This window comes from Clostridium sp. TJA038, assembly GCF_058310255.1.
In genome coordinates this window covers 1-12278 of record NZ_JBZEFA010000004.1, presented here as the reverse complement: position 1 = coordinate 12278, position 12278 = coordinate 1, and the positions used below count along the sequence as shown (strand labels likewise).

The following is a 12278-nucleotide window of genomic DNA, read 5'->3' as shown; positions in this document are numbered from 1 at the left end:
TTCTATTTTACATAATATTTATCTAAAATAAATATTTATAAGAAAATAGAGTCTTATTTATTTTAATTTATAATAAGTTGTAATTAATTAAGCTTTGCTTTATACTAACCACAGATATAAATGTGATTTTTAAGGAGTGATTACTTAGTGGAAAGATTAGATAAGGTTTTGTCAAATTTAGGCTATGGAACTAGAAAAGAAATAAAGCAAGTTGTTAAAAAGGGATTTGTTACAGTTAATGATGAAAAGGTTAAAGATAGTGGACTTCAAGTAGATCCAGAGAAAGATATTATAATTATAAATGGAGAAAAAGTAGAATATAAAAAGTACATATATTTAATGATGAATAAACCAGCAGGAGTTATTTCTGCAACTTATGATAAAAGAGATGAAACTGTTATTGATTTATTATACATGGAAGATCAAGTTTTTGAACCTTTTCCTGTAGGAAGACTTGATAAGGATACGGTAGGATTATTATTATTAACTAATGATGGTGATTTAAATCATAAGTTAATATCACCTAAATATCATGTAGACAAAGTTTATTATGCAGAGATAAATGCTCCAATAACAGAGAAGGATATTTTATCTTTTGAAAATGGAGTAACTTTAGATGATGGTTATAAATGTATGAGTGCAAAGCTTAAAGTAATAGAAAATTTAGAGGATTCATCTAAAGTTGAAGTTACTGTTCAAGAAGGAAAGTATCATCAAGTAAAAAGAATGTTTGAAGCTAGAGGTAAGAAAGTTACTTATCTTAAAAGAATTTCTTTTGGAAATCTTGAACTAGATGAAAATTTAGAAGAAGGCGAATATAAAGAGCTTTCAGAAAGCGAATTAGCGATACTTTACAAAAATTTTTAACTGTTTAATTTTGAACGATTGTTAAGGAAAAATTCATGTAGGAAAACTTGCAAAAAAGATATTAGATTACTTGCAATTTAAGTAAACATCTAATATAATAGTTGTGCGAGGATAAATAAAAGGAATAAATAGCCCCCTTTTTATTTATTGCTTATTGCTGAAACGCAACCTAGCCCCAAGGGTTGCGTTTTTTATTTGTTTAATTTTGCAAGAAAAATATCTATTTTTTATTTATTTGAAATAAAAAAGTCTTTTGATATTTAAATTATTATAATTAGTTTATAAAAATATATTATTATAATGTAATTATTTGAATAAATGGCCATATTTTAAATGGTCATTTATTTTTTTGTGTATTTAAAATAATAATATTTATATACAAGATAATATGTAGATTTATATGGTATAATAAAGTTTAGTTTTATTGTAGGAAGAGGAGTGATTTAATGGATTTAAAAAGCTTGCTTAATAAGGAACAATATGAAGCAGCAACTACAATTGAGGGGCAAGTACTTATATTAGCAGGAGCAGGTTCTGGAAAAACTAGAGTACTTACACATAGAATAGCATATATGATAGAAAATGATATAAAGCCTTATAATATATTAGCAATAACATTTACAAATAAAGCAGCAGGTGAGATGAGAGAGAGAGTAAAATCTTTAGTTGGAGAAGTTGCAGATAATATGTGGATATCAACTTTTCATTCATCCTGTGTAAGAATTTTAAGAAGAGAAATAGACAAATTAGGATACAGCAAAGACTTTACAATATATGATTCATCAGATCAAAAAACTTTGATAAAAATAGTTATGAAAGAACTTAATATTAATGATAAAGATATAAGTGATTTAGAGATTTTAGGTACTATAGGAAAAGCTAAAGATAATATACAAAGTGCTGAAAGTTTTAAAAGAGAGAATGAAAGTAATTTTAGAAAAAATAAAATTGCAGAGGTATATCTTTTATATCAAAAAAAATTAAAAGAAAATAATGCCTTAGATTTTGATGATTTAATTGTTAAAACTGTTGAGTTATTTAGAAAACATAAAGATGTATTAGAATTTTATCAAAATAAATTTAAATATATTATGATTGATGAATATCAAGATACAAACAAAGCACAGTATGAATTTGTTAAGCTTTTAGCTGATAAATATAAAAATATCTGTGTAGTTGGTGATGATGATCAATGTATTTATGCTTGGAGAGGAGCAGATATAAGAAATATTTTAGATTTTGAAAAGGATTATCCAGAGGCTAAAGTTATTAAACTAGAACAAAATTATAGGTCAAAGGGAAATATACTAGAAGCTGCTAATAAAGTTATAAGAAACAATGCAGAGAGAAAATTTAAGGTTTTAAGAACTGAAAAAGCTGAAGGAGAAAAGGTAAGTATTTATAGAGCTTATTCAGATAAAATGGAAGCTTCTTTTGTGGTTTCAGAAATAGAAAAATTAAGAAATGATAAGGGATATAACTATAAAGACTTTGCCATTCTTTACAGAACTAATGCACAGTCCCGTAATTTTGAGGAGGCTTTAAGAAGAGCAGGAATACCTTATAAAATTTTTGGAGGGTTAAAATTCTATGATAGAAAAGAAATAAAAGATATTCTTTCATACTTGAAAATAATAGTTAATCCTAAGGATTCCATAAGTTTAAGAAGAATAATAAATGTTCCTAAAAGAAGTATTGGAGATACTACTGTAGAGAAGCTTCAAAATCATGCAAATGATATAGAAGATACTTTATATAATGTTTTATTAGATGTTGATTATGTACCAGGATTAACAGCTAGAAGTATAAATCCTATTAAAAAATTTATTGCTATGATGGAAGAAATATTAGTAATGTCAGAGCAATTAAGTGTTTCTCAATTAATTGAATATGTTTTAGAAAAAACAGGATATTTAAAATCTCTTAAAGATTCTAAGCTTATAGAAGACCAAAGTAGAATAGAGAACTTAGAAGAATTAGTTTCTGATGCAGTTGAATTTGAAAAGAGCAATGAAGAAGATAAATCATTATCTGCTTATTTAGAGAAGGTTGCCCTTGTTCAAGATATGGATGATTTAGAAAATGAAGATAATTATGTAATGCTTATGACTGTTCACAGTTCAAAGGGATTAGAATTTCCAGTTGTATTTTTAGTAGGAATGGAAAATGGAATATTCCCAAGTGCAGTTTGTTTTGATAAAGATAGTCAAATGGAAGAAGCAAGAAGGCTTTGTTATGTTGGAATAACTAGAGCTGAAGAAAAACTTTATATGACATCTGCAGAAATAAGGATGATATTTGGTAAAATGGTATCCTATGGACAATCTGATTTTATTTCAGAAATTCCATCTAATTTGAAGGAATATATAAATAATAAAGAGAAATCATCAGTAGATTCTTTTAAAAATAATTCTAAAGTTTATGGAGAAACAAGAAAAAGTTATAATCCTCATAGTCTTAGAGGAGAAATGAGTTTTTCTAAGGCTAAAGAAGTTTTAAATAAAACTTTATCAGAGAAATCTTCAGATAATATAGAAATAAATGAGTTAACCATTGGAAGAAAAGTTAAACATACTAAATTTGGAGTAGGTACTTTAATAACAAAAAGTAAAGTTGGAGATGATTATAAGCTTACAATAGCTTTTGATAGTCAAGGAGTTAAGCATTTAATGTTTAGTTTTGCAAAGCTTGAACTTCTTTAATATATATTTACTTTAATAAGGAGTAGATGAGTAAGATGGATAAGAAAAAATTAATAGAAGAGTTAGTTGAAGAGTTAAATAAGTATGCCTATGAATATTATGTTTTAGGAAATTCTTCAATAACAGATAAAGATTATGATAAAAAATACTATGAATTAGTAGAGTTAGAAAAGGAAACAGGATATAAATTACCATATTCACCTACTCAAAGAGTTGGTGATGTAATTCTTCCAGAATTTAAAAAATATACTCATAAGGCAAGACTTTGGAGTTTAGATAAAGCTCAAACTTTAGAGGAAATTAAAGAGTGGCACAATAAAAATATTAAGTTTATTGAAGAATATAATAAGACAGCAGAGGAAGAATTACCACCACTAAAATACGTTTTGACAAAAAAGTTTGATGGATTAACAATTAATCTTTCTTATGATGAAAATGGAGTTTTAGTAACTGGTGCTACTAGAGGAACAGGAACTGTTGGAGAAGATGTAACAGCTCAAGTTAAAACAATAAAAAGTATTCCTTTAAAAATTGACTGTCATGACTTTTTAGAGATTCATGGAGAGGCAATTATGACAGAGGAAGCTTTTGAAAAATATAATAGAGAAACAGATACTCCCCTTAAAAATTTAAGAAATGGAGCTGCAGGAGCTTTAAGAAATTTAAATGTCTTAGAAACAGCTAAGAGAAATTTATCAGCTTTCTTTTATGATATTGGTTATAAGGAAGGTAGACCTTTTAAAACTTATATGGAAATGTTACATTTCATAAAAGAAAAGGGGTTTCCAATGGATGATTATCTTAAAGAATGTGAAAGTTTAGAGGAAATTCAAAAAGAGATTGACTACATAAGAGATATTAGATTTGAATTAAATTACGATATAGATGGCTTAGTTATAGCCATAGATGATATAAAAACTAGAGAGTTATTAGGATATACAGTTAAATTTCCTAAATGGGCAATTGCATATAAATTTGAGGCTCAAGAAGCTACAACTAAACTTTTAGATGTTGAATGGAATGTTGGAAGAAGTGGAAGAGTTTCTCCAACAGCTATATTAGAACCTGTAGAATTAGCAGGAGTTACAGTTAAAAGAGCCACCTTAAATAATATGGATGACATAGCTAGAAAAGGAGTAAGACTTGGAGCTTATGTTTTTGTAAGAAGAAGTAATGATGTAATTCCAGAAATAATGGGAGTTGTGCCTGAAAGTTTAGAAGGTACAAAGGAAATTGAAGAACCAAAGTTTTGTCCAGCTTGTGGAGCTCATTTAGTTCATGAAGGGGTTCACATTTATTGTGAAAATACTTTAGGATGTAAACCTCAGATGGTTAAAACTATAGTTCATTTTGCAGGAAGAGAAGCTATGAATATAGCTGGTTTTTCAGAAAGGACAGCAGAACAATTATTTGAAAAGTTAGATATAAGAGATATATCAGACCTTTATAAATTAGAGTACGACAAATTATTAGGTTTAGAAAAGTTTGGTCCTAAAAAAGCACAAAATCTTTTAGATGCTATAGAAAAAAGTAAAAATTGTACTTTAGAAGCTTTTTTATATTCTTTAGGTATTCCTAATGTAGGAGTAAAAACAGCTAAAGATTTGGTTAAAAGATTTGAATCTCTAGAAAATATAGAAAAAGCTACCTTTGAAGAATTAGTTTCTGTTCAAGATGTTGGAGATATAGTTGCTAAAAGTATAATAGAATTTTTTAAGGAAGAGAGAACATTAAAAGTTATAAATGAATTATTATCTCTTGGAGTTAATCCTCATTATGAGAAAAAAGAAGTTTTAGAAAGTAGCTTTATGGGAAAAACAGTAGTTGTTACAGGAACTTTGAAAAATTACTCAAGGACATCAATAAAAGAAAAATTAGAGGCATTAGGAGCAAAGGTTTCAGGGAGTGTAAGTAAGAAAACAGATTTTGTAATAGCTGGAGAAGCAGCAGGATCTAAATATGATAAAGCTAAAGATTTAGGTGTAACTATATTAAGTGAAGAAGAATTTGAAAATATGATATAAAAGAAAAGCTATGCTAAAAGGCATAGCTTTTTTCTTTATAAAGAAATTTAATAATTTATATTCATTTTATTTTAGCTCATGTTTTTATCTTTTTTTAAAAGATTTTCTTTTATTTCAGCATAAGAAACTGAATCATCCATTGAGTCTAAGTTGTCAAATATTTTTTCTTTATTTCTTATTAAAGAGATATTGTGTGCTATTTTTTCAAGTAAATAATTTTTATATTTTATTTGTCTATAGGCTTTGTTAACTAATACAAAGGTCCATATTCCTAGAAAAATCATTATTAGCATAAATACTATAGCAACAACTTGAACTACTAGGGTCATTTATTCTACCTCCATATAAATAATAAGTAAATTATACCATAACACTACTTATAAATAGTATTAAATAATTATTACAATAAAACATATACTTTTATTAAGCAATAAATAAGGGGAATAGTAATGCTGAAGTCTTTTTATACAATTATTAATTCAAAAAATATAGAAAAGTCCTTAATGAAATTTAGAAAAATTTCAATAAAAAAAGTTACTCAAATCATAAGTAAGGAGTGTGAGAGTGAAAATTTAAATTATGAAATAATTGAGAGTAATAATAGAGAACTTATTGTTAAAATAAATTCTTATAAAAAAAGTACTTTAATAATTTTCCATAAAGCCTTGGCTATTACAACTTATGATTATTATAAATTTATAGAGATTTTGAAAAGAGAAAAAATAGATAAGGGAGTATATATAACAACAGGGGTTTTTCAACAAGATGTTTATAATATACAAGAAGCAGACAAATTTATAAACAAGGTTAAACTTTTAGATGGGAAAAATTTTATAATTAAAATAAGGTGGATAAAAAAGAAAAAGCATAATCATATATCTTACGATAAAATAACTTTTAAATCTTTTTACTAGCTAAGTATATAATTAAAAATATTAAATTTTTTAAAAGTATTAATTAAATTGTATTTCTTTTTTTTGACTTGTCAATAATTTAGAGGGACAGCTTATTAAAGGAGATATTTAAATGAAAAAGATACTTTTGTTTATATTTTTAATAATATGTTTTTTTAGCTTTAGTATAGCTAAAAGTTATGTAGATGTAAGCTCTTTTTTAGAGGAAGATAAATTTTTAGAAGAGGATAATATTGTTTATGCTATAAATAATTTGCCACAAAGTTTAAGCCCTATGGAAAATTTAAATAAAGGAGAAGAGGACTTAATAGTAAATTTATTTTCTGGACTATTAGAATTAAATGAGCAGGGGGAGCCAATTCCAGACCTTGCTTTAGGATGGACAATTAGTAATAATTTCTTAGAATATACTTTTAAAATAAAAGAGGGTATTAAGTGGAGTAATGGAGAAAATATAAAAGCTAAGGATTTTCAATTGTTTTTTCGTGATTTACTAAGCCCTAAGAATAAAAATTATAAAAGCAAAGAATTATATAGTATATATGGTGTTAAAGATTATAGAGAAGGAAAAATAGAATTTAGTGAAGTGGCTATAAATGCTATTGATGATTACACTTTAGTTTTTAGAATGAATAATAAGGATGATAACTTTCTTAAAAATTTAGCCAAACCTATTTATAGATTAAGGGATTTTAATGAACCCTTAGGTGATTATAAAAATTCTTTTAAAGAAATATCTTATACGGGTTCTTATATTTTAAAAGATATAAGTGAAGAAGGGGTAGTTAATTTAAAAGAAAATCCCTATAACAAAGAAGAATTAAAGTTAAAGAATATATCTTTTAAAGAAAAAACAGAAGGAGAGCTAGAATTAGCTGCATTTAATTTACAAAAAGTAGATGTATTGAAAAATCCACCTATTATTTATTCAGAAGAAATAGAATTATATAAAGAATCTACAAAATATACAAATAATAATTTAAAGCTCATGCTTATAAATAGCAAAGATGATGCCTTTATCAAAGCAATCCAAAATATTATGGAAGTTTTGGTTATGGAATCTCCTATACTAAAAAATATAATAGGAGAATTAAAAGTTCAAAGTTTAAATAGTAAAGAGGATTTTAATATTATAAAAAGTTATAATGCTAAAAAAGAAAGTGATGATGAATTTTTAGTAAAAAGAAATAATGTAAAAGAAGAAGCTAAGAAAATTTTAAGGGAATTTAAAGAGGAAAATATTAAAATAATTATAGGAGAAAGTGAAGAAGATAAAATTTTAGCAGAAAGTTTAAAAAGCTTCTTAGAGGAGGAGTTATTTATAAAGGCATCTGTTAAAATTTATGAAGAAGATATAGAGCGGAAGATTAATAAAGGAGATTTTACAATTACTTTTAAAGAGATAAACCTTAATGAATTAAATAAAATAAGTGAAAAAGAGAATGATGAAAATAGGGAATTAAAAGATTCTAATAATGGAGAAGAAAAAGAAAAGTTAAATTTAAGCTATAGTAGTTTATATTTGAAAAATGACATTTGGTTTAAATCACCTAAGGTCAAGTACCTATTTATTGATGGGCTTGGAAATCTAATATTTAAATATAGTAGTTAAATTTATATAAAAAATATAAAACTTATAGATTTAGAATACAGTTATCTTTATCTATAAGTTTTATATTTTTTTTATTTAAAGTAAGTCAGTAGATTCTAATATTTTTTCACTTTGCTTATCTAAGCTTGTATCTTCAAATTCTTCATCTTTATTAATACAAGAAAGATTAGGAGAAGCTTTTTCATTAACTTCATTACAGATATTTTCTAAAGTATTTTCTACAGTTAAATTAGTACTGTTATTGTCCTCAGAAAGATTTTCTTTATTTTTAGTATTTTCTAAAGTTTTAGATTCTATGTTTTTTATATTTTCTATTTCCTCAGATTTTTTAACAAATCTTATATAATTATCAAGGAAACTATTAATAAAGATAAAGAAGATAAACATATTTTTTGTACTATTAAAGGTTATTTTATCTGCTATAAATATTGATTTCTTAGTTGAATATTTTACATTCTTAATAAAAATAGGAGCTAGCCCAGCTAGTAAAGGAGATGTTACATTATTCATTCTAAAATAACTTTCCTCAATTTTTCTTCCTTCTTTAATAGAAAAATTCATATATCTTTCCTGTGATGATAAATCAGGAGCTTCAGGGAAGCTAGTTACAAGACCAGAATTTATAATATAATTTTTATAGAACTTAGAAAGAATAACTTGATTTTTCTTTTTAAAATCTTCTTCTAAGTCATAATTTAAAATAAGATTAGTTATATATAAACAAATTTCTATATTTGAATATTTATATTCTTTTTTATCAGCTCCTTTTAAAAGCAATTCCTTTTCTTCATTGAACATATTTATGAAAAGCTCAATTAAATCTAAGTAAGCATCCTTAAATAAAAATATGTTTGTATTTTTATAACTTAAATAAAGATTTATAGCTATAAGAGCTGTGGTTTCAATATTTGAAAATGTATTATTTGATTCTTTATATTTATTTAGTATAAAATCTGATAAATCTAAAATTAAAGTCTTACATTCTTCATTTTTATCATAAGAAAACATATTATTTAAACAGTAGTTTATTTTACAACATTCATCTAGAGATAAAGAATATATTTTATCCTTAAAGTTTATAAACATATTTAATATTTGAAGTGCAAAATCTTCATAAGCTGGACTATCTTTGTCAGAAGGATTTAGTTTGCTATACATATAGTATGCTAACATCATAAAAGCTTGGTCGCTATAACAGATTTCTTTATCAATTTCACTTAAATTTAGTTGATGTTTATTAGAAGAATCATTATTTTTTTTGTCTACAAAAAATCCTTCAGAATCTCTTAAATGGGTATAATAAAAATCTAATTGAAGTTTGCTTAAATTTCTATAAAAGATAGCTTTTTTATATAAGGAGTTTTCTTTATCTTTAAATTCTTCATAGTATGAAGAAAGTCTTAAAAGAGAAAGGGTCATTAAAGCATTTGATGATATAGGAATTTCTTTTTTAAATGTAGTATCATCCCAAGTTTTAGAATATTTAGAAGAGTATATATTAGGTTTAGCTTTTTTATATATACAAATTAAAGGATTATTATTTTTGAAGAAATTCATTTCATCTTTTTTGAAATTTTCTTTAATATTTTTATAATTTATAGATATACCACATCTAGATTCAAGAACTATATGATTTATAGCTTCTTTTGAAAGAAAAAGCAGTTGAGATTCTATTTCTTCTTTTGAAAGAGAATTCACTTTAAGAAGGGAATTTATATATTTCAAAAAGTTCACCTCATAATAATATTTCTTATATATATTAATATGAATTTTTATTATAAATATTACCTAATAAGTATATAATACTTTTATGTGAATTTTGAATTAATAAATTGTTATTTTATTAATAGTTTTTGTGATTTAGGTAATATTGATTAAGAATAAAATAAGAAATATACTATTCTTATGATTAATTTTGTTTAAGACAATTTTAAAAGGTAAGGAGATAATAAATGAGAAGTGGTGGAAGGAAAAATGGACAAATAAGACCTGTTAAGATAACAAGAAATTTTACTAAGTATGCTGAAGGTTCTGTTTTAATAGAAGTTGGTGATACAAAAGTATTATGTACTGCTTCAATAGAGGAAAAAGTTCCACAATTTTTAAAGGGGACAGGAGAAGGCTGGATAACTGCTGAATATAATATGCTTCCTAGAAGTACTCAAGTTAGAAAAGCAAGAGATATTAGCAAATTAAGGATAGAAGGAAGAACTATGGAAATTCAAAGGCTTATAGGAAGGGCTTTAAGGTCTGTAGTTGATATGAAAGCCTTAGGAGAAAAAACTATTTGGATAGATTGTGATGTAATACAAGCAGATGGTGGCACAAGAACAACAGCAATAAATGGCTCATTTATTGCTTTAGTTGATGCTGTAAATAAACTTCATAAAAAGAAACCTTTTAATGTATATCCTATAAGAAGTTTTGTAAGTGCTATAAGTGTAGGTATAGTGGATGAAGAAACAGTTATAGATTTATGTTATGAAGAAGATAGTAGTGCTAAAGTTGATATGAATGTTGTAATGACAGAGGAAGGAAAGTTTATTGAGATTCAAGGGACAGGAGAGCAAGGTCCTTTTTCAAGAGAAGAATTAGATGAGCTTCTTAAAATTGCTGAAAAGGGAGCAAAACAAATTATACAATGTCAAAAAGATTCTTTAAAAACAGATTCTTTATGGATTGGAACAGGGAGAGATTAATATGAAAAAACTTATATTAGCAAGTAATAATTCACATAAGATAAAAGAGATAAAGGAAATATTAAAAGATTTTGATTTAAATATATTATCCTTAAAAGAAGCAAATATTGATATAGATGTTGAGGAGGATGGTAAAAGCTTTGAAGAAAACTCCTTTAAAAAAGCAAATGAAATAAGAAAATACTTATTAAAAAGAGGAGAAAATAATTTTATTGTTATAGCTGATGATTCTGGTTTAGAGGTTGATTATTTAAATGGAGAACCAGGAATATATTCAGCAAGATATGCTGGAGAACATGGAAATGATGCTAAAAATAATGAAAAACTTTTATCTAAATTAAAAAATGTTAAGGAAGATAATAGAAAAGCTAATTTTACATGTGTTATAGTTGCAGTTAATGATAAGGGAGAAAAGATAGTTGCAGAGGGGAAAAGTTATGGCATTATTTTAGATAAATTAAGTGGAAATGATGGCTTTGGATATGACCCTTTATTTTTTGTGCCAGAGTATAAAAAGACTTTTGCAGAAATGACTTCAGATGAAAAAAATTCTATTAGCCATAGGGGTAGAGCCTTAAATAAACTAAAAGAGAAATTAGAACTTATAGTAAAATAGGAGGAAATAAGATGAGAGTTGCTATAGTTAGTGATACACATGGACTTGATAATGTTTTAGAATACATAAAAACTTTGCTAAATGATTCAGATGCTTTAATACATTTAGGAGATAATATAAGAGATGTTAAACTTTTAAGTGAAGGATTTCAAGGTAAAGTTTATGCTGTTTTAGGAAATTGTGATTATGAATCAGAGGGAAAAGTAGAGGATGTAATTGAACTTGAAGGGAAAAAATTTTTAATAACTCATGGACATAAATATGGAGTTAAATTTTCTTTAGATAAGTTATATTATAGAGCTTTAGAATTAGGAGTAGATGGAGTTATTTTTGGTCATACTCATAAAAAAATGGCTTTAAAAGAAGAAAATATTTATATAATAAATCCAGGTAGTCCTTCTTTACCAAAAGATGGAGATGCAAGTATAGCTTTTATGGATGTGGATGAAGGAAATATAAAGGTTAACTTTTTCTCAGTTTAAGTAAAATTATATTAAAAATAATAGCTAATAAAGATAAAAGAAACTATTTTTATTAGCTTTTTTTATCTTTAAAGTTAGAGTTTATCAAGGTTTTAGAGGTTTCGATAAATTTTTTAAAAAAAACTTTGAAAAAAGTGTTGACATAATAATAACTATACTGTAGAATAACTATTGTCGTCGCGAGAGAGTGGCGGTGAGAGAAACCTCTCGGGGTGTGGCGCAGATGGGAGCGCGCGTGGTTTGGGACCATGAGGTCGCAGGTTCGATCCCTGTCACCCCGACCAATATGCGGGTGTAGTTCAATGGTAGAACACCAGCCTTCCAAGCTGGATACCCGGGTTCGATTCCCGGTACCCGCTCCA

Annotated in this window: 10 protein-coding genes and 2 tRNA genes; 10 read left to right on the top strand and 2 right to left on the bottom strand. The window is 26.0% G+C overall.

Annotation, left to right across the window (positions count from 1 at the left end):
• Positions 1 to 147: 147 nt before the first annotated feature.
• From AC4FQV_RS08250 to ligA, 3 genes are all read left to right on the top strand, one after another.
• The gene (locus tag AC4FQV_RS08250; protein WP_491139777.1) at positions 148 to 867 is read left to right on the top strand and encodes a pseudouridine synthase; all 720 of its coding nucleotides are present in this window, start codon (positions 148 to 150) and stop codon (positions 865 to 867) included.
• 446 nt (positions 868 to 1313) lie between these two features.
• Complete coding sequence (pcrA, locus tag AC4FQV_RS08245; RefSeq protein WP_491165305.1) at positions 1314 to 3569, top strand: DNA helicase PcrA; 2256 nt, start codon at positions 1314 to 1316, stop codon at positions 3567 to 3569.
• A 35-nt stretch (positions 3570 to 3604) separates the two neighbouring features.
• On the top strand, positions 3605 to 5593 hold the full coding sequence (ligA, locus tag AC4FQV_RS08240; RefSeq protein ID WP_491139774.1) for an NAD-dependent DNA ligase LigA: 1989 nt from the start codon (positions 3605 to 3607) through the stop codon (positions 5591 to 5593).
• 71 nt (positions 5594 to 5664) lie between these two features.
• Here the strand turns inward: ligA and AC4FQV_RS08235 are convergent, their stop codons facing one another.
• The gene (locus tag AC4FQV_RS08235; protein ID WP_491139773.1) at positions 5665 to 5922 is read right to left on the bottom strand and encodes a hypothetical protein; all 258 of its coding nucleotides are present in this window, start codon (positions 5920 to 5922) and stop codon (positions 5665 to 5667) included.
• A 120-nt stretch (positions 5923 to 6042) separates the two neighbouring features.
• Between AC4FQV_RS08235 and AC4FQV_RS08230 the strand changes: the two genes are divergently transcribed.
• Together AC4FQV_RS08230 and AC4FQV_RS08225 are read left to right on the top strand one after the other, a co-directional pair.
• Positions 6043 to 6507, top strand: coding sequence for a restriction endonuclease (locus tag AC4FQV_RS08230; RefSeq protein WP_491139772.1), 465 nt, complete (start codon positions 6043 to 6045; stop codon positions 6505 to 6507).
• A 112-nt stretch (positions 6508 to 6619) separates the two neighbouring features.
• Positions 6620 to 8119, top strand: coding sequence for an ABC transporter substrate-binding protein (locus tag AC4FQV_RS08225; protein ID WP_491165304.1), 1500 nt, complete (start codon positions 6620 to 6622; stop codon positions 8117 to 8119).
• 75 nt (positions 8120 to 8194) lie between these two features.
• On the opposite strand, the gene AC4FQV_RS08220 is transcribed toward AC4FQV_RS08225, so the two are convergent.
• A complete protein-coding gene (locus AC4FQV_RS08220) occupies positions 8195 to 9853 on the bottom strand; it encodes a hypothetical protein (protein ID WP_491165303.1) in 1659 nt (552 codons plus the stop codon).
• 218 nt (positions 9854 to 10071) lie between these two features.
• On the opposite strand from AC4FQV_RS08220, the gene rph reads away from it, so the two are divergent.
• The 5 genes from rph (at position 10072) to AC4FQV_RS08195 (ending at position 12278) form a co-directional block, all read left to right on the top strand.
• Positions 10072 to 10818: a ribonuclease PH gene (gene rph / locus AC4FQV_RS08215; RefSeq protein ID WP_491139768.1), complete on the top strand. Its 747-nt coding sequence runs from the start codon at positions 10072 to 10074 to the stop codon at positions 10816 to 10818.
• A 1-nt stretch (position 10819) separates the two neighbouring features.
• Entirely contained in the window at positions 10820 to 11434 is a 615-nt protein-coding gene (locus tag AC4FQV_RS08210) for an XTP/dITP diphosphatase (RefSeq protein WP_491165302.1), read from the top strand.
• A gap of 11 nt (positions 11435 to 11445) precedes the next feature.
• Positions 11446 to 11916, top strand: coding sequence for a metallophosphoesterase family protein (locus tag AC4FQV_RS08205; protein ID WP_491139766.1), 471 nt, complete (start codon positions 11446 to 11448; stop codon positions 11914 to 11916).
• Between the two features lie 208 nt (positions 11917 to 12124).
• Positions 12125 to 12200, top strand: a tRNA-Pro gene (locus AC4FQV_RS08200).
• 4 nt (positions 12201 to 12204) lie between these two features.
• Positions 12205 to 12278 (top strand) — tRNA-Gly (locus tag AC4FQV_RS08195).

Bases quoted from the DNA above. Each gene is read 5' to 3' on its own strand.
- AC4FQV_RS08235 (WP_491139773.1), bottom strand. From the start codon at position 5,922: ATGACCCTAGTAGTTCAAGTTGTTGCTATAGTATTTATGCTAATAATG.
- pcrA (WP_491165305.1), top strand. From the start codon at position 1,314: ATGGATTTAAAAAGCTTGCTTAATAAGGAACAATATGAAGCAGCAACT.
- AC4FQV_RS08205 (WP_491139766.1), top strand. From the start codon at position 11,446: ATGAGAGTTGCTATAGTTAGTGATACACATGGACTTGATAATGTTTTA.
- rph (WP_491139768.1), top strand. From the start codon at position 10,072: ATGAGAAGTGGTGGAAGGAAAAATGGACAAATAAGACCTGTTAAGATA.
- AC4FQV_RS08225 (WP_491165304.1), top strand. From the start codon at position 6,620: ATGAAAAAGATACTTTTGTTTATATTTTTAATAATATGTTTTTTTAGC.
- AC4FQV_RS08230 (WP_491139772.1), top strand. From the start codon at position 6,043: ATGCTGAAGTCTTTTTATACAATTATTAATTCAAAAAATATAGAAAAG.
- ligA (WP_491139774.1), top strand. From the start codon at position 3,605: ATGGATAAGAAAAAATTAATAGAAGAGTTAGTTGAAGAGTTAAATAAG.
- AC4FQV_RS08210 (WP_491165302.1), top strand. From the start codon at position 10,820: ATGAAAAAACTTATATTAGCAAGTAATAATTCACATAAGATAAAAGAG.